The sequence below is a fragment of the Clostridium sp. DFI.1.208 genome (assembly GCF_024463855.1).
GTDB lineage: Bacteria > Bacillota_I > Bacilli_A > Erysipelotrichales > Erysipelotrichaceae > Clostridium_AQ.
In genome coordinates this window covers 37,003-55,381 of record NZ_JANGCA010000008.1, presented here as the reverse complement: position 1 = coordinate 55,381, position 18,379 = coordinate 37,003, and the positions used below count along the sequence as shown (strand labels likewise).

Below are 18,379 nucleotides of genomic sequence, written 5' to 3'. Positions count from 1 at the left end.
TGCTTGTACTACTGAATAAAGAAAAGGTCACCATGAGGTGACCATGCCGCAAAATACTGCCTAGGTATCTTTCTATATTAACGGCGGCAACGGTATCATTATAGTCACACAATCATCACACGCAGTATCGTTTTCTGTCGAATGAACGAATAAGAGATAGGAATTCTATACTGTCTGTTCTATTGAATAAGGGAAACGGGATATGCGTTTACGATAAGCTTGGGGCAGAATACAGACATTTTATTAAATTCGACATATATAGACTCTGTGAGAGCTGGGCAGCATGTATGATGGTTTTCAGGAGGAATGTATACATGAATGGGATAGAGAAACTAAAACCGAGGGTATGCGATCTGTTGACGTGTATGGGGGTTCCCAATCACACAGCAGGCTACAGCTTTTTACATACGGCCATACTGAGCGCCTATGAACAGCCGGAGCTGCTGAGCAGTATCATTGAAAGTTTGTATGTGGTGATTGCGCAAAAGCATAAAACAACTGCGGCACATGTGGAGGAAGAGCTGGAGTATATACTGCTGGCTACCCTGTTATCCGGTAATCATGCCATGCAGCAGCGGGTCCTGCATACGCTGCACTACAGACAGCCTACATTAAGAGAATTCATAGAAATGTCATTGCAATATATGAATGCCAATCGCACAGGGGGATGAAGAATGCTCCTTTGTGAAATTATGAAAAGTGGTCTACAGCGTAAAAAAAGAGGACGCTTGGTATGATTTTCTATGAATTTTGCTCTTTTCTAAAAAAAAGAATAAAAAAATGCAATTTTCTGCAATTTAGGTATTGCAATTATTCAAATCATTTGGTATTATAATTGAGCAAGTTACAAATGACTCCTTAGCTCAGCTGGCAGAGCAACTGACTCTTAATCAGTGGGTCCAGGGTTCGATTCCCTGAGGGGTCACCATGTAAATTTGATAGGCTTTCTTCAATTATGAAGAGAGCTTTTTTTATATTTTGCGAAATTAGTTTTGTGTTGTTTTCTGGATGCAACACATTTCACCACACGTTGTATTACATACATTCGTTAAGTTCTGTTTTTTTAGTTTCATCAGTATGGGCGTGTACAGTGTCATTGTCGTGAGTTCAGCTCATTTCACTAGATCATCAGAAATGAAAGCCTCCCTTGCATATGTTGTTGTAAGTGCTTGCTGTCTTGCCCAATCTAAGACTTTTAATAATTAGCACTTTTAACATTCTTCAACGCAAGTAGACTTATATGCATAGGGGGTCGCATCTCGAATAATAAAATTCTCCCTCTCCTTATATATACTATCTCTCATGCGGCAACTGTTTGATGAGGATATCCTGCTTCCGTGGGAATATAGAAAAACAATTATGTGAAACTGACGGTATCTGGAAAGGGGAGGTGGAAAGTAGCTGAAATTTGTTATATAATGTTTACAACTTACAATGACAAAAAAGGAAGATGGTGTCTATGGTATTTCGAAGGAAGAAGCATAAAAATACAGCAGAGGAATCGATTGATTTTCATGCACTTGTACTGGAACAGCTGGAGCATATGTGTGAGGAGGGTCAGATTCTTGATGATGCCTTTGTGCTGGAAGCACAGGAAATCTATATATATGCAGATGTGATTTCGGTTGAGCATAATGTTGCGCAAATCGTTTTTCAGCTCCATCATGAATGGCTGGATGATGCCATTCTGGAATCTGTGGCAGCGAGCGGGTCAAATGCACAGGAGGCGGTTACACTGGCGTGTGAGGATTTTTACCGGCATACGCTGCAGCTGTATCTGCAGGCTCTGCAGGGAAAGTCGGAGGAAACCGTCTTCGGCTTTACACAGCTTCGTCATTACTTTCAGGTGTATAAGAATGAGGTGCATGGCATCGGGAAGCGGGAAGGTCTGATGGAGCAGGACTTCTGGGAAATGCTGAAGCTGAAGCTGCAGCTGCGCCTTGGCAATAAAAAGGCTTACTGGATCAAGGTGTTTGCTTCCAAGACCAGAAGCACTGTGCTGTGTGAGGTGCGAATCAATGGCATTGAGGACAGTGAGCTGAGTGAGGTGCTTCTGCCCTATGCACAGAGCTGGGACTGTATCGGAAGCTATCATACGGAAAAGCAGAACTTTCTGCTTATACAGGAGGAACGCAGCTTTGAACCCTCTGATTTCACAGGGGATGATATTCGCCAGTATACGAAAAAGGCAATCAAATGGTATGAGAAATGCGGGAGTAAGGAGGATCACCGCAAGCTGCGCGAGCAGCTGATCCGGTTGTGCAAGGATGATTCCTTGGCATATGAAATTTTCTCCTTCGTTCCGGAAATCTATTGTAAATATGCCTACCCGAAGGTAGAATACGGAGCACGTCTGTTCCTGATTCAGAAGGATCAGAAAACACGGGAGCTGTATCAGAGTCAGCTGCAGTCCTTCTCCTATATAGAAGAAACGGTTATGGAGCATCTGAAAAAGGATAGTGTGAATCGCAGCATCATCGAAAACGTGATCAGCTTCAGCGCCAATGCCCGGGCGATTCAAAAAGCAATGGACAACGGGGATGCATTGGATGAGCTCATGATACCGGGAATCGGCTATTACGCCAGAAATGATTATATAATGCGTTAATTATCCTTGACGCAGGTCTTTAACTGTGATATGATAACCAAGCAGAAAAGTTAGTGGAAAGTTAGAAGCACCCCTTCTCACCTGATGTCCGAAGGCATAGGTAAAAGCTACAACATATCGAAAAGACGAAATTGTTGATGAGATATTTGAGCGGGTGCATATGAGTACCCGCTTTTCTTATGGCAACATTGGAGGTGTCTATTATAAACAAGAAAGTTATTCCTAACAACGTAAACGACGATCTGGTAAATGAAAAAATCCGCTTCAAGGAAGTCATGGTGATTGATGCCAACGGAGACAAACTTGGAATCAAGATGCGTCGTGAGGCTCTGGAAATTGCATACAGACAGGAATTGGATCTGTTGTGTGTGGCTCCGAAAGGGCAACCGCCGGTATGTAAGGTGCTGGACTACGGCCGTTATCGCTTTGAACAGCAGAAAAAAGCGAAGGAAGCCAAAAAGAAACAGCACGTTACGGAAATCAAGCCGATTCGACTGTCCCCGGTCATTGACAAGCACGATTTTGATACAAAAATGCGTCATGCGCGCAAATGGATTGAGGACGGTATGAAGGTCAAGGTGGACATGCGCTTCAGAGGAAGACTGATTACGAGACTGGAAGTTGGAAAAAAGATTATGAATAGCTTCACAGAGGAAATCTCAGATATCGCGATTATTGAAAAGAGACCAATTCTGGAAGGTAACACGATGTCATGCGTTTTGGCACCGAAGAAGAAATAGATATAAATTATAGGAGGTACTACTTATGCCAAAGATGAAATCACATAGAGGATTAGCAAAACGAGTTAAACAAACTGGATCTGGAAAGCTGAAAAGAAGTCATGCTTATACTTCTCACCGTTTCCATGGTAAAACACAGAAACAGAAACGTCATTTAAGAAAATCCGGTACGGTACACAGTACAGACTACAAGCGTATCAAAGAGATGTTAGTGAAATAATATAGGAGGAATATAAGATGGCAAGAGTAAAAGGTGGATATACAACACGTCAGAGAAGAAAAAAAGTTTTAAAATTAGCGAAAGGGTACTATGGTGCTAAGCACATTCTGTATAAGACTGCTCATGAGCAGGTTATGCACTCTTTCAAATATGCATATAACGACCGTAAGGATCTGAAACGCAACATGCGTAAGCTGTGGATCGCACGTATCAATGCAGCTGCTAGAATGAACGAGATTTCTTATTCCAAGCTGATGCACGGTCTGAAGCTGGCTAACGTTACGATCAACCGTAAAATGCTGAGTGAGATCGCTATTCACGATCCTAAGGGCTTTACAAAAATCGTAGAAACTGCTAAGGCAGCAATCGAAAAAGCTTAATTGAGGAAGCTTTATGGATGACACACGTCATACTTTGAATGAACTTCTGGTAGATCTGTTCAACTACATACTCTTGATTGAGGAGAAAAATCTCCGCGATCAGGGAGTAAAGCTGTCCATGACCGAAGTACATATTCTGGAAGCAATCGAAAAGAGTGAATCCAATATGATGTCCGCGATTGCCAAGCGTTTGATGGTGACGCAGGGGACACTGACAGTTTCAACTTCCAAGCTTGTGAAAAAAGGATATGTAGAGCGTGTTAAGGATGAGCGGGACAAGAGAATCGTGCGTCTGAAGCTTACCGAAAGGGCAGTGAGTATCCTGGACATTCATAATCGTTTCCACGAGGAAATGATTGAGCGTCTATTGAATGAGCTTGAGCTTGATAAAGAGGTGGAGCTGATTCAATCACTGCGTAATCTAATGGAATTTTTTAAAGGAAAATACTAAAGCCTGTTCCTGGAGCAGGTTTTTTTCTGTATGCAGGCAGGGGAATGGTGCTATAATATTGGCAATGGAGCAGGGAAGATGAAATGTGGGATACAGGATTTTGAAAGCGGATGGATGAGAAATGAAAGCAGGAGAAATCATAATGCTGAAGGTTTTGTATATAGCATGAGAGGAGGATGCAGATGAAGCGTGCACTTGTATTTGGTGGTGGCGGCAGTAAGGGAGCCTACGAGCTGGGTGTTTGGAGGGCTCTGGAGGAGCTGGGGATATCCTTTGATATTGTAACGGGTACCAGTATTGGTGCAATGATTGGTGCCATGTATGTGCAAAAGCAGTATGAACGCTGTCTGGAGCTGTGGGAAAAGCTGTCAGTGGATGATATTATTGCCAATGGTGTGAATCTGGATATGGATATCGAGCTGCTGATGTCACAGAAGGGAAGGTATAAAACACTGTTAAAAAGCTATGTGAAAAACAAGGGTGCGGATATCACCCCCTTTGTGAACAAGCTGCAGGATTATTTTGATGCGGAGCGTTTCTTCTCCTCTAATATTGATTATGCCTGTATGTGCGTGAATGTTACGAAAAAGCAGCCGCAGCCAATCTTTCGCAAGGATATGAGCAAGGATACAGCGCTGGATTACATCATCGCCTCTGCCTCCTGCTTTCCCGCATTTCCGATGAAGGAGATCGAGGGAGAGCATTATGTGGATGGCGGCTATTACGACAATGTTCCCATCGAGCTGGCACGCAGCATGGGCGCACAGCAAATTGTGGCAGTCGATTTGAAGGCTGTCGGAAAGAAGAAAATACATCGTCCGCAGAAGGATGTGGTTTACATTGAACCACAGGTATCCCTTGGCAGCTTTCTGTTGTTTGATCAGGAACGGATTCATCGCAATATGGAACGTGGCTATCAGGATACCCTGAAGAAATTTGACCGCTGTCTGGGAAGCATTTATACGTTTTCTCTACAGGACAAGGCAAACATTATCGCCTTTGAGGAACGCATCCACCGGCAGCTGGAACAGATTGATGATCTGGTGGACCGCCGTTATATGAGCAAGCTTGTGAAAAAGGCGTTTCATCATCAGATGATTGCCAGCTTCTCCCATTTTCAGGAGTATGACTGGCCGTTCCTGCGTATGCTGGAAATGACTGCTCTGGCATTCCAGATGGACGATATCGGAATCCAGAGCTTTCCGGATTTTGCAGAGCAGGTGCTTGCATGTGCACAGAAGCATGTAAGTATCGCAGAACGAGCAGACCGCGATGCTTTGCATCTGCTGGATGCCGCTGCCTCTTTAAAGGGGCAGAGTACGAAGGAGATCATCTGTTCCATCTATTATTACATGCGGACTGCAGGTGCTGTAAGCCGCAAGGAGCTGGAGGCGATTGCACTTCTTATGAATGATTCCTTTGTCATGGCATATCTTCTGTATGCAATGGCACAGCTGGCGGAAAAGGGGAACACCTGTCTTTCCCAGGTGCAGCCACAGGGCTTATGAAGCAGCCTAAAGGAATGCAGTTGCTTGGAAATCCCGCATACCTTCATCACAGGACTTTGCTTCTAAAAAAGGGGCGGGCCAGTCTTTTGTGGATGATAGCTCTGCTATTTCAGTGCGTAAAGGTGATGTGAAAATACCGCAGATAGCTTCATGCGGTTCTAGTGTTTTTTGCGAAAGGATAATCCAACCCGTTTCCTAATTTCTGTTACAGGAAAAAAGGCTTTAAAAGAGAAAACAAAAAGACAGGTGCGAAATAAATCCAGCGCCTGTCTTTTTCATATGCAGTCTGCATCCTGTCTGATTCATAGGATACAGGATTTTCTTACTTGTGATGCTGCTTGTGTTTCTTAGAACAATGCTTCCTGATGTGTTGCGTACAGATATTCATCAATCGTATTTACGATGCGATCCTTAATCAGTGCTTCCGGGTCATTTTCCAAATGTCCTTCACGAACCTTTGTATACTGAATCGGCATGAACTGGGACAATACGCTCAATGGAATACCGCTCTTGCGCAGATTGGCAATCATTTTATCCTTGGCTGCGGCCACCTTTGGATTTGGCATATAATAGCGGCTGCGATCAGAGAAGCTGTATTTGCGTTTGAACCACAGGGCATTGTCATCCCCATGATAATGCTTTTTCCAGTTCTTTGGATCCTCCATCATCGCTTCTTCCAGAACATCGATGAAGTTGCTGAGCTCCTCTTCTTTTCCATGATATACGGCTGTTTCGATGTTTGCGAGTGCGAACAGTGCTTCCCGCATGCCATAGGTCAGTCCCGGACCAACCTTGAGGATGCCGACACCGTCTTCAATCAGCTCGCGCAGCTTGAATTTTGTCTGATAATCGGTGGAGTGTCCTTCAAAAATAAGATTTGGATATTCCTTAATGGAAGCCATCAGCTCGCTTGCCTTGCTGCGGTCATATTCTGTACATCCATCGTCCTTTTCCTCTACACCCGGCTGTACAACAACGCCCATAACATCCTTCCATGTTTCCTCGAGTCCTTCTGCCTTGAATGCCTCTTCAAAGGTTTTGACAGTAGCCTTGAAATCTTCAACACGGGTTACCTGCATACCGGCACCCTCTTCCTGCGCGCCTCCTGGAATCGGTACCTCGCTTCCAACGATGTATACCGGACGTACAGCATCGGGATCCTGCTTCAGCAGCTCCTGATAGGTTTCCTCGCAGATGCGTGCCAGATGTGCACCACGCTTTGCGATAACTGCGTCACTCAGACGAACGTTTGGATCATCATCCGCAACCTTCATGCTGGTATCGATATGAATTTTTGTGAATCCGGCAGCAACATAGCAGCGAACCAGCTCTTCTGCCTTTTCCATCGCTTCCTTTTCCGGTAAAGCGGCGAAGGTCAAAGGACCCAGATGATCTCCTCCCAGGAATATACGGCTTTCATCCACACCGATCGCCTTTGCTTTCTCTAATACGAAATTGCGGAAGTCTTTTGGTGTCATACCGGTATAACCGCCGTTCTGGTCAACCTGATTGGCCGTTGCCTCGATCAGGACGCAGGAATCATCGCGTTTGACACATTCCAGTGCAGCCTCGATTACATAGTCATTTGCGCTGCAGCAGGAATAAATTCCAACCGGTTTTCCTTCTTTCTGTTTAACAACAATCTGTTTCAATGGATTTGCTTGTGGCATTTCAAAACCCTCCTTATATATTCAAATTATAGCACGAAATGAGGGAAAGTAAACGGAAGTGAAACGGAATGCTAGTTTGTATAAAAGTTTTGTACAAAAATACAAATAGTTCTTTATGAAAAGATAAAAAGACAAAAAATGATACAGAAAACAGAGTGGAAAATGCAACCCAAACGAAAATGGAAAATGGAATGAAAATTTCGTCATTCTTTATCTGAAAGGGGTGTTCTTTTGTGACGTCTGTGTGATATACTATAATGAGCAAAACGAAGTAATCGTATACAAGAAAGGTCGGTGGGGCTGATGCTTGACGAACAGGAACAATTTCTTCTCCATCAGGTTCGCATTCTGTTGAAACAGCTGGAAGAGCGGCAGGTAACACAGGAAAATGAAGAGAAGTCGGAGAATAGGGATGACAGGTACCGGACACTGTTAAAGCTGTCCTGTAAAAATATATGGGATTTTGATCCCTTGACACAGATGGTGCGTATTACCTGTCCAAACGGTCATGTCATCATCAATTCCTTTCGGATGCTTATGCAGGGCGTCAATGCGGATGACCATAAGCGAATTAAGGAAGCAGTCCACAGAATCATGCTGGGAACAAGCGAGAAGGAGTTTTTTTCCTATCAGCGGGAAAATAAGAGCGGCGAAATCCGGTTTTATGAGGTGGGTGCTCATGCATACTGGGTCAATGACAATCTGCATATCATCGGTGTCACGAGGTCTGTACGGACGATGGAGGAGCGGCTTGAGCGTGTTTTGCACGAGCAGGAGAAATTTGATCTTCTGCTGAGTATGGCTAATATGTATATATGGGAATACGATGTAGGAAAAAGAGAATTTTCCGCGAATCAATCTCTGTGCGATAAGCTGGGGCTTCCCATGCGTTCATATACGGTGGAGCAGCTGAATGAGCTGCTGCAGATTCACCAGCTGCCGGTATTGCTGGAGCGCATTGAGCGAAAGGCGTTATCGGAGCATGCGGTCATTCATCTGAAGAATATTCAAACCAATCTCGATTTGATCTTTGAAACAAATTTCAAGGGACTGCCGGATAAAAACGGCGATATTAAGGTCGTGCTTGGTACCATGAACGATATAACGGAAAAGGAGCTTCTGAAAACAAGCGCCAGCAGGGACCCGCTCATCGGCTGCTTTAACCGGCGAAGTGGGGATATGACGCTGGTATCCACATTTCAGAAATTTCAGAACCAGGAGGATTTCTATACCATCATATTTTTCGATGTGGATGATTTTAAGAAGGTCAACGATCGGTATGGACACGATATGGGAGACTATGTTCTGCGTCATGTCTGTGAACAAATCGAAAAGGAAATCCGAAGCAGTGACATGCTGTTTCGCTGGGGCGGTGATGAATTTCTGTTAATATGCAGCGGAATCAGTAAGGAGAATATCTATGCGTATATCGAACGTCTGCGCCGTTTGATTGAAAGCTCGGATTTTGTTTTTGACGGGAACCGCGTGCAGGTGACATTGTCCATCGGTGCAGCGTATTATTATAAGAGTGATCACGATTGTCAGGACGCATTAAAAAGAGCCGACCGCAGTGTCTATAAGGCAAAGCTGGCCGGACGTAATAAGGTCTGTATTTTAAAATAAGGAAAGTGTTAATCCAGCAACTGCCGCAGGTCATGCGGCAGCGGGCATTCCACGCGCAGCATGTCGTTGGAAAGGGGGTGTGGGATGAGTACCCGGCATGCATGCAAAGCAAGACGCGGGCATCTGCTGTCGCGCGTCCCATAGAGCGGGTCGCTGAGCAGGGGATGCTGTATTGCGGCCAGATGGACACGGATCTGATGGGTGCGCCCGGTGTATAGCCGACAGCGAATCCATGTGAAATCCGCAAAATTACGGATTACAAACACATCGGTTCTGGCAGCCTTTCCTTGATTGGATATGCGCATTTTGCGCGCATCGTGTCGATCTCTGGCGATTCCCCGGGTGATGGTATACTGCTTTTGTGCCATGTGTCCCTGTGCAAATGCCTCATACTCGCGATAAATTTGCTTGCTTTTCAGCATTGCATCCAGCAGGGGCTGTAAAAAGGGAATCTTGCAGAAAATCAGAGCACCGCTGGTTTCATAATCCAGACGGTGCAGCGCTCGGACACATGTATTGTGTCCCTCCATGAGATAATGTGCCTTTACCAGATTGTAAACGGTATGGACATTCTCTATTCCGTCACTGTGTACCAGAAGATTCGCAGGCTTGTTTACAATACAGAAGAGTTCATCCTCAAAGAGGATTTCCAAATCCTCGTACCAGGGTGCTACCGTATCTTCCTCCATACACAGCGAGATGCGTACGGTATCCTGCTTCTGCAGCTCATGGTTGCGTAGGATGATGCGGTTGTTTATGGAAACACGATTGTTTTGATAGTATTCATAGCGTTTCTTTTTAGCAATATGGAAATATGCGAAAACAGCATCCGTATCCGCACAGGAAATGCTGCGTAATTGCAAGATATTGTTTTTTAATTCGATTTTCATAAAATCACCTCATAAATTTTTGGTCAAATGAATAGAATTTCCTATATGGGTCATGCTATACTGGCATCGAGCCAGGAGGAACTGGTTGTAAAGGATGATCCATAGCAGCAATTGCTACTATGAAGATAACATAAAATAAGGAGGAAATAAACATGAAATTATTAAAATGCTCAGTATGCGGCAACATCGTTGAAATGATCGAGGACAAAGGCGTTCCGGTGATGTGCTGCGGAAAGCCAATGGATGAAGTAAAGGCAAACACAACAGACGGTGCGCTGGAAAAGCACGTTCCGGTTGCTGAAATCGCAGATGGAAATCTGCATGTTAAGGTTGGCTCCATGGAGCACCCAATGCTGGCAGAGCACTATATCACGATGATTCTGGTTGAGGCCGGAGATAAGGTTATGCGTAAAAACCTGAAGCCTGGAGAAAAACCGGAGGGTGTCTTCCCGCTTGGTGATTACAAGGGGAAGGTGCATGTATATGAGTATTGCAACCTGCACGGTTTATGGAAGACTGACATCGAAGCATAATCATATGGAAGATAAGGAGCACAGGAGTGCTTCTTTTTTTCACTTTGACAAAATAAGAGGGGGGAAAGCTGACCATCCTGATTTAGGAATTTTCACATGCAGAATCAAACGGCTCAAAATCAGGGAAGCGGGATGCTTCTTGTGCATCTGTAAGGGATACCGTATTTGCGATATGTCTGCAAAGGGGCATGATGCTGCGCATTACAATTTCATATGAAATGCGAAGAAATCATAAAAACTGTGGTATACTGTTGAAAACAGGAGGTTGATTACATGTTTGTAGAGGAGCGGCAGAGTGCTATTATGGAGGAGCTGCATGCCAATGGGAAGGTAAAGGTCAAGGAGCTCAGTGAGCGGTTTTCCGTCAGTGAGGATTTGATTCGTAAGGACCTCAGTGCATTGGAGGCAAAGGGATTGCTGAAAAAGGCATATGGGGGTGCAGTACTGATCCGCGAGAATATACATCGAAAGATTGCTGCACAGCGCAAGGATGTGAATCAGGAGGAAAAGCGCGGCATCGCCAAAGCCGCTGTGGACCAGATTCAGGATGGTGATGTGGTGTTTCTGGATATCTCAACCGTCAACATACGGGTAGCCAGAGAGCTGGTGGAACGGGAAAAGCAGGCAACGATCGTCACCAATATGCTGGAGGTTGTTTCCATCCTGGCAGACAGCAGCCTTCCTGTGATATTCATCGGCGGTGAGTTTGATTATGGTCGGGACGGGTTTGTCGGGAGTCTGGCAATGGAACAGATAATGAAATTTCGATTTGACATATCCTTTCTCGGTGTTGTCGGTATTGACGTACACGATAACAGTGTATATACCTATATGGCCAATGACGGAGCGACAAAGCGGGCCATTCTGTCCAGCAGTAAGCAGGCATTTATGGTATGTGAGTCGGATAAGTTTATGCAGATCGGCAATTACCGCTATGCCGGTGTGGATGAATTCACCGGGATCATTACGGATAAGAAGCTGGACAGGGAAAATGCGAAGCTGATGAAAAACATGCAGCTTTGTATACAGCTTACAGAATAGTCAGGATATGAAATCCCGGCTTTTTTTATTTCTTTCTATTGTTTAATAAAAAGTAATAAGAAATAATAAGAAAAGAGTTGACAATGGGGAAAAGCATATTATAATGAAGATGTAAACGGAGGTATCTGCAATGGAACTGAAAAAAACTGCTCGAATCGATCTTCTAAAGGAACGTATGCTGTCTCAGCCGCGTTATGTGAGTATGGAACAGGCGATGATCATTACCAGAGCCTACCAGAAGCATGAACAGGAGCCGGTCATTTTAAAGCGTGCACATGCGCTTCATGATGCGCTATGTGAGCTTGAAATCGGTATTGAGCCGCAGGAGCTGATCGTAGGTAATCGGACAAAGGGTGTGCGCTATGGTGTTGTTTTTCCCGAAAGTGGAATTTCCTGGGTAGACCAGGAGCTGGAAACACTGCCAACCCGTCCGCAGGATAAATTTCTTGTGCGTCCCGAGGATGTGCAGACATTCCGTGAGGTTATCAAGCCGTACTGGAAGGGCAGGTCGTTGGAGGATGTACTCCGGCAGCGCTATGGAGAGGAAATCAGTTCTCTGTCAACAGTCGTAAAAATCAACCAGAAGGATCACGCACAGGGACATATCTGTCCCAATGTCCGTGAGTGGCTGGAAAAGGGGCCAGCCGGACTTCAGGCGGAAGCACAGCGCCATCTGCAGGATTGCAAAGAGGAGCAGCGCGCGTTTTACGAAAGCATTCGTCTTGTTATGGATGGTGTATGCCGCTTTCTGATGCGCTATCATGATGAGCTGATAAAGGAAGCGAGCCACCATCCGGAATGGAAGCAGGATATGGAAGAGACGGCGGCGGTATGCAAGGCACTGTCCAAACGGCCGGCTGAAACCTTTCATGAGGCGGTACAGTCCATGTGGATACTGTTTGTCGTCCTGCATATGGAAAGCAATGCCTCCAGCTTCTCTCCGGGGCGTCTGGATGAAATACTGTATCCGTATTATAAGAAAGATCGAATGCTGGGACGTCTGGATGAGCAACGAGCATTGGATATCATTGAGTGCTTGTGGCTGAAGTTCAATCAGATTGTCTATCTGCGTAATAAAAACAGTGCGAAATACTTTGCCGGTTTTCCGATCGGCTTCAATATTGCGGTCGGCGGACAGGATGGTAATGGGAAGGATGTATGCAATGAGCTGAGCTTTCTGTTTCTGCTGGCACAGGAGCACATCGGACTGCCGCAGCCCAATCTGTCTGTGCGCCTGCACAAGGGAACCGGGGCTGCCCTTTTGAAGAAGGCTGTTCGCGTGGTGGCAAAGGGAAGCGGTATGCCGCAGTTTTTCAATGATGAAGCGATTATAGCTGAGCTGGAAAAGCTGGGTATTTCCCATCAGGATGCGATGGATTATGCCATCGTTGGCTGCGTTGAGCTGACGACGCAGGGGAATAATCTGGGCTGGAGCGATGCTGCAATGTTCAATCTGAACAAGGTGCTGGAGCTGACGCTGCATCATGGTCGCTGCCTGCTTACCAAACAGCAGCTGGGGCCGGATCTGGGTGGTCTGGATACGTATGAAAGCTATGAGGAGCTGGAATGTGCATTTGATGCCATGATCGATCATTTCCTGCAGCGGATGATTCCAGCCTGCGAAGAAGTGGAAAAGGCACATATCGACATCCTGCCGTCTCCGTTTTTATCCAGTGTCATCGATGACTGCATGGAGCAGGGGCTGGATGTAACCCGGGGAGGGGCTCATTATAATCTGAGCGGTATACAAATGATCCAGGTTGCCAATCTAGCCGATTCTCTGGCTGCAATCAAGGCTTTGGTCTATGAAAAGAAAAGCGTAACAAGGCAAGCTCTGCAGCATGCGCTGGAGCATAATTTTGCACAGGATGAGATGCTGCGACAGCGTCTTTTGAACAAGGTGGACAAGTATGGCAATGATGTGGAATGGGTGGACTCGCTGGGGGCGAAATGGGCATCGGCATTCCGTGATAAGCTGCGCTGTTTTACCAATTATCGCAAGGGGCCGTATCATACCGGCATGTATACCGTCAGCGCCCATGTGCCGATGGGGGAGCATGTCGGTGCGAGTGCAGATGGCAGACTGGCTGGTACACCGCTTGCGGATGGTGGTATGTCCGCAGTTTATGGAAGAGATTTGCATGGGCCTACAGCCGTCCTGAAATCAGTATCCCGTCTGTCCTGTGACTGTACAACCAATGGCGGTCTGCTGAATATGAAATTTCTGCCGGAGTTTTTTCAGAGTGAACAGGGCATAGATAAATTCGCAGGCTTTCTGCGTACCTTCGTTGATTTGAAAATACCGCACATTCAGTTTAATGTCGTGCGCAAGGAGGATTTGCTGGCTGCTCAGAAGCATCCTGAGCAGTATGCTTCCTTAACCGTACGCGTTGCCGGATATACGGCATATTTTGTGGAGCTGGCGCAGGAGCTGCAAAATGAGATTATCGCCAGAACGAGCTATGAAGGCATCTAGTGGCTATGTGTTTGACATCAAGCGCTTTGCGACACATGATGGAGAGGGAATCCGGACAACACTCTTTCTTAAAGGCTGTCCCCTGCGCTGCGCATGGTGTCAGAATCCGGAGGGGCTGCATCCGGTTCCGCAGCTTCTCTACATGGAATCGAAATGTATGCATTGTGGAAGCTGTGCAGCAGCAGCCATTCATGGCGGCGTTTCTATGCAGGAGGGACGTGTAAAGCTTGTGCGTGAGGCTGCTGAGGACTGGGAAGGTCTGCTTGATCTCTGTCCGACAGGAGCGCTTCGCTATGATGCTTCACGCTATCGTGTTGCGGATATCATGCGGGAAATAAAAAAAGACAGCGCGTTTTTCCGCTATGGCGGAGGGGTTACCCTATCCGGAGGAGAGCCGCTGCTACAGCCTGCTTTTGCACTGGAAATTCTGAAGGCATGTAAGGCGGAGGGGATTCATACGACGATGGAGTCATCCCTGTTCGCCCCGCAGGAAACGCTGCGGCAGCTGCTTCCTTATCTGGATCATGTGTATGCCGATTTGAAAGTATTTGACAGTGCCGTGCATAAAGCCTATACTGGAGTGGAGAATACACAGATTCTGGAAAATATCCGCTATCTGCTGCACAGCAGGGAAATTCGCGATCGTGTGACGATCCGCACACCGCTGATACCCGAAATGACGGCGCGCAGAGAAAATATTGCGGCCATTGTGCAGTTTCTGCATGGATGCTATGAAGCTGTGCGTTATGAGCTGCTTAATTATAATCCGCTGGCAAAGGCGAAGTATGAATATCTGGATATGGAGTATTGCTTTGATGAGAATCCGAAACTATATACAAAGGAAGCAATGGAGTCATTCTATCGGATTGCAAGGGATCAGGGTATCCGCAATCTGATTATAGAATAAAGAAATCAGGGAGGACATAGAGATGAAGATTTTAATTGACAACGCAGACATTCAGGAAATCAAAAAGGCTTATGAGTATTTTCCGATTACGGGAGTTACCTGTAATCCTACGATTTTGAAAAAAACAGGAAGAAATCCATATGATGTATTGAAGGAGATTCGGGAATTTATCGGTGCCGAGGGCGATTTGCATGTACAGGTTGTAAGTGCAAGCGCTGAGGACATGGTCGTGGAAGCACACAAAATTCAGGAGGTTCTGGGAAAGAACACCTACATCAAAATTCCGGTTGTCAAAGAAGGGCTGAAGGCGATGAAGCTGCTGCACGCAGAGGGTGCAAACATCACCGGAACGGCAATCTATAACCAGATGCAGGGCTATCTTGCCGGTATGGCAGGGGCTGCATATGTGGCACCGTATGTAAACCGTATTGATAATCTGGGCTACAATGGAGTACAGGTTGCCAAGGATATCCATGATATGCTGAAGCATGCCGGCTTGAAGACTGAGGTGATTGCAGCAAGCTTCAAAAATTCACAGCAGGTACTGGAGCTTGCCAAGTATGGTCTGGGAGCAAGTACGATTGCTCCGGATGTGATCGAAGGTCTGATTAAGGTGGATGCTGCCGTTCTGGCAGTGGATGCATTCACCAGAGATTTCGAGGAACTGTGCGGACAGGGAAGCACCATGCTGAACATCTAAAAGGCTCCCATCAAAAGGGTGCTGCGGCACCTGATTAGCAAGAAAATAGAAAAACACGCACAATCTCAAAGAGAGAACAAGCGTGTTTTTTTGTTTACCCTGAAAGTAGGAGGTTAGATATGAAGCGGGTGCAGCTTGATTGCTGAAATTCCACTCATGGCGTTCTATGCATGACAGCCATTTGTGCTGTTACAAACTCCAAAAAATTTCACATAGCTATAAAGGATATCTCCTACACGGTTTTTGAAATGGAGAAGGAAGTAAAATCGAGTGAGGTTATCAGCTATACGAAGCCAATAGCAGCAATAGAGCTAGGCTATTTTCATGTCTGCATCGTCACTGACAGATAACAGGAATATAGGCTTCACTACGTGAGTTAGGAAAGAACGCTCTGTAAAATTAAAAGAAATCTACAGTAACTGGAAGCTTGTGTAATAAATTACATTTGACAACAGGGGTGTATTTCTGTTATTTTAAGTCAGTTTTGCAAACCTGTTGTTAAAATCTATCTGTAACTGTTACTCAAAAAATCTATACAACCTTTCGGAACACCCAACTCGCTTTCAAGTATAGAAACGAGAATGGTTAGCTTTCGCTCTATTTGCTCTGGTGTCCATGTAAATATACCAGGATCTAATAGAAAGCAAAAAACAGAAAGAATAGTTTCGCTTAATTCGAGTGGATACCTACAATGGAATACGCCTTCTTCATTCCCTTGCTCGATAATCTGTGCAATGATTGGTGAAAGACTGGTTAGTATTTTAGCCAAAGATTTTTGATGTATACCTGCATTTTGAGGCTTATGAAGATATGCGTCTAAATCCGAAGATACGATAGAGCTTCGGTAATGGATATATACGTGCTTCAATTTTTCAATAGCGTTTTTTTCAGTAGCTGAGGCAATTTTTTGGCAATCATCAATGATAGTCTGATAAGTTCGTTCTACTAAGGCGTCAAAAACTTCTTCTTTTGACTTGAAATAATAATACATTCCTCCCTTTGCTATTCCAGCTTTTTTTGCTATATCACTGACGGAACAGCTTTCTCCCTTCTGTTCCGACAGTAGTTCCAGCATAGTATCCAATATTAGGTCTTTCTTTGTCATAATATCACCGCCTTTAAAAAAAATTATATCACAATTCAATGAACTTGAACAGCGGTCAACTTTGTGCTATGATGATGTTGAACAGCGGTCAAAAAATTAAGGAGTGAGAAAAATGATACAAGTAATTATCTTTTTAGGGTTGTTGATCTGCATGATTTTCCTTATCGTGGCAGAGATTGTATGGGGGATTCGTTGGTTATTAAAGAAGCGAAATAAAACTTTATCTTCAAAAAGTCAAGTGCGTTTAAAAAGAAACACCATGTTACTGATTGTAACGATTATATTGATGGGAGGTCTTATGATATATAGTCAGCTAACGGTAAGTACACCCAAAATCAAAGACGAAAATGGAAACGTGATGGAAAACAGCATCGCGACATTAGAAAGCGTTGATTTAAACGCCAGAAGTGAGTGGATAAGTATTCGCGGACAAAACAAAAATAATCCCGTTCTTCTTTTTTTGGCAGGTGGTCCGGGCGGTTCACAAATGGCGGCAGTTCGGCATGAGCTTTCAGAATTGGAGAAGCATTTTGTAGTCGTGGTATGGGATCAGCCCGGTTCTGGTAAATCATATTCTGCTGGAAACGAAAACTTAACTGTGAATACCTATATTGAAGATGGTTTGGCTTTAACAGAATATCTTCGCAACCGATTCAATCATGAGAAGATATATCTTGTAGGTGAATCTTGGGGAAGTGCACTTGCAGTATTTCTTGCATCAAAATCACCGGACTATTACCATGCTGTAATCGGAACGGGACAAATGGTTGATTTTTTAGAAACAGAAAACTTAGACTATGACAAAGCTATTGAAATTGCAACCGAAAAAGGTGATAACGATAAAATCAATAAACTTAAAGAGAATGGTCGTCCTCCATATTACGGTTCTGATGTTACATGGAAAAGTGCTGAATATTTAAATTATTTATCTTCATATATGAATAGCAATCCTAAAATTCAAAATAGTGGCTATCAAACATTTCGAGATATTTTTTCATCGGAATATAGTATACTTGATAAAATCAATTACTTGCGAGGGATTGTAAATACATTTAATTATGTATACCCGCAATTATATGATATAGATTTACGCACAGATTATTCAAAAATCAATGTACCGATTTATTTTTTTCTTGGCAGGCATGATATCAATGCACCGATTTCCTTAGTAGAAAACTATTTGAATGTTTTAGAAGCTCCTCATAAAGAAATCATATGGTTTGAAAATTCAGGTCATAGTCCTTGGATAAATGAAAGCGATAGATTTGTCAGGGAATTGATATCTATTTCCAAACAAAGATATTCCTAACTGCTTTCAGGAAGTTAGAGGTAGGTGTTAATTTTATGAGGAGATACCAGCGATTGAATTACGAAACGTGAGGATATCATCTTTCGACAAACTGTTGCATGGTTATTTTATAGGCTCTCTTTCTCCTCCCTATAGGAAGCAAGAGGAAATGGGGGGCTAGATTGCCCCATCACCCAAACCTTGTTGATAATGACGGAATATAACGAGTGTTTGAGCAA

The 18,379-nt window shown here is 44.5% G+C and carries 17 protein-coding genes and 1 tRNA gene; 15 read left to right on the top strand and 3 right to left on the bottom strand.

Annotated elements, in window-relative coordinates:
* Positions 1 to 314: 314 nt before the first annotated feature.
* The 8 genes from NE665_RS05995 to NE665_RS05960 all read left to right on the top strand — a co-directional run bounded on the left by NE665_RS05995 (position 315) and on the right by NE665_RS05960 (position 5,907).
* Positions 315 to 671 (top strand): sporulation initiation factor Spo0A C-terminal domain-containing protein, encoded by a 357-nt coding sequence (locus NE665_RS05995; RefSeq protein ID WP_117442014.1) that lies wholly within the window; start codon positions 315 to 317, stop codon positions 669 to 671.
* Between the two features lie 181 nt (positions 672 to 852).
* A tRNA-Lys gene (locus NE665_RS05990) sits at positions 853 to 928 on the top strand.
* A 531-nt stretch (positions 929 to 1,459) separates the two neighbouring features.
* On the top strand, positions 1,460 to 2,608 hold the full coding sequence (locus NE665_RS05985; RefSeq protein WP_117442013.1) for a DUF6348 family protein: 1,149 nt from the start codon (positions 1,460 to 1,462) through the stop codon (positions 2,606 to 2,608).
* Positions 2,609 to 2,787: 179 nt separating this feature from the next.
* On the top strand, positions 2,788 to 3,348 hold the full coding sequence (gene infC / locus NE665_RS05980; RefSeq protein WP_002610161.1) for a translation initiation factor IF-3: 561 nt from the start codon (positions 2,788 to 2,790) through the stop codon (positions 3,346 to 3,348).
* A gap of 25 nt (positions 3,349 to 3,373) precedes the next feature.
* A complete protein-coding gene (rpmI, locus tag NE665_RS05975; protein WP_002610163.1) occupies positions 3,374 to 3,568 on the top strand; it encodes a 50S ribosomal protein L35 in 195 nt (64 codons plus the stop codon).
* A 17-nt stretch (positions 3,569 to 3,585) separates the two neighbouring features.
* Entirely contained in the window at positions 3,586 to 3,948 is a 363-nt protein-coding gene (gene rplT, locus NE665_RS05970; protein ID WP_117442012.1) for a 50S ribosomal protein L20, read from the top strand.
* 13 nt (positions 3,949 to 3,961) lie between these two features.
* Complete coding sequence (locus tag NE665_RS05965; RefSeq protein WP_117442011.1) at positions 3,962 to 4,399, top strand: MarR family transcriptional regulator; 438 nt, start codon at positions 3,962 to 3,964, stop codon at positions 4,397 to 4,399.
* A 182-nt stretch (positions 4,400 to 4,581) separates the two neighbouring features.
* On the top strand, positions 4,582 to 5,907 hold the full coding sequence (locus tag NE665_RS05960; protein WP_117442010.1) for a patatin-like phospholipase family protein: 1,326 nt from the start codon (positions 4,582 to 4,584) through the stop codon (positions 5,905 to 5,907).
* 347 nt (positions 5,908 to 6,254) lie between these two features.
* Here the strand turns inward: NE665_RS05960 and NE665_RS05955 are convergent, their stop codons facing one another.
* Complete coding sequence (locus NE665_RS05955) at positions 6,255 to 7,577, bottom strand: class II D-tagatose-bisphosphate aldolase, non-catalytic subunit (RefSeq protein ID WP_117442009.1); 1,323 nt, start codon at positions 7,575 to 7,577, stop codon at positions 6,255 to 6,257.
* Between the two features lie 303 nt (positions 7,578 to 7,880).
* Between NE665_RS05955 and NE665_RS05950 the strand changes: the two genes are divergently transcribed.
* Positions 7,881 to 9,200 carry a GGDEF domain-containing protein gene (locus NE665_RS05950; protein WP_117442008.1) on the top strand — a complete coding sequence of 440 codons (1,320 nt, stop codon included), beginning with the start codon at positions 7,881 to 7,883 and terminating at the stop codon, positions 9,198 to 9,200.
* Between the two features lie 8 nt (positions 9,201 to 9,208).
* Here NE665_RS05950 and NE665_RS05945 read toward each other — a convergent pair whose 3' ends face one another.
* Positions 9,209 to 10,090: an RluA family pseudouridine synthase gene (locus NE665_RS05945; RefSeq protein WP_117442007.1), complete on the bottom strand. Its 882-nt coding sequence runs from the start codon at positions 10,088 to 10,090 to the stop codon at positions 9,209 to 9,211.
* Positions 10,091 to 10,242: 152 nt separating this feature from the next.
* Between NE665_RS05945 and NE665_RS05940 the strand changes: the two genes are divergently transcribed.
* The 5 genes from NE665_RS05940 (at position 10,243) to NE665_RS05920 (ending at position 15,747) form a co-directional block, all read left to right on the top strand.
* Entirely contained in the window at positions 10,243 to 10,623 is a 381-nt protein-coding gene (locus NE665_RS05940) for a desulfoferrodoxin family protein (protein ID WP_178760226.1), read from the top strand.
* A gap of 273 nt (positions 10,624 to 10,896) precedes the next feature.
* A complete protein-coding gene (locus NE665_RS05935) occupies positions 10,897 to 11,664 on the top strand; it encodes a DeoR/GlpR family DNA-binding transcription regulator (RefSeq protein ID WP_117442005.1) in 768 nt (255 codons plus the stop codon).
* A 130-nt stretch (positions 11,665 to 11,794) separates the two neighbouring features.
* Complete coding sequence (locus tag NE665_RS05930) at positions 11,795 to 14,140, top strand: formate C-acetyltransferase/glycerol dehydratase family glycyl radical enzyme (RefSeq protein ID WP_117442004.1); 2,346 nt, start codon at positions 11,795 to 11,797, stop codon at positions 14,138 to 14,140.
* The gene (locus NE665_RS05925) at positions 14,103 to 15,047 is read left to right on the top strand and encodes a glycyl-radical enzyme activating protein (protein ID WP_117442003.1); all 945 of its coding nucleotides are present in this window, start codon (positions 14,103 to 14,105) and stop codon (positions 15,045 to 15,047) included. Before NE665_RS05930 ends, NE665_RS05925 begins: the two co-directional genes overlap by 38 nt.
* A 22-nt stretch (positions 15,048 to 15,069) precedes the next feature.
* The gene (locus NE665_RS05920; protein ID WP_117442002.1) at positions 15,070 to 15,747 is read left to right on the top strand and encodes a transaldolase family protein; all 678 of its coding nucleotides are present in this window, start codon (positions 15,070 to 15,072) and stop codon (positions 15,745 to 15,747) included.
* 505 nt (positions 15,748 to 16,252) lie between these two features.
* On the opposite strand, the gene NE665_RS05915 is transcribed toward NE665_RS05920, so the two are convergent.
* Positions 16,253 to 16,852: a TetR/AcrR family transcriptional regulator gene (locus NE665_RS05915; RefSeq protein ID WP_117442001.1), complete on the bottom strand. Its 600-nt coding sequence runs from the start codon at positions 16,850 to 16,852 to the stop codon at positions 16,253 to 16,255.
* A gap of 112 nt (positions 16,853 to 16,964) precedes the next feature.
* Here NE665_RS05915 and NE665_RS05910 point away from each other — a divergent pair, with 112 nt between their 5' ends.
* Entirely contained in the window at positions 16,965 to 18,161 is a 1,197-nt protein-coding gene (locus NE665_RS05910) for an alpha/beta hydrolase (protein WP_117442000.1), read from the top strand.
* Positions 18,162 to 18,379 lie beyond the last annotated feature (218 nt).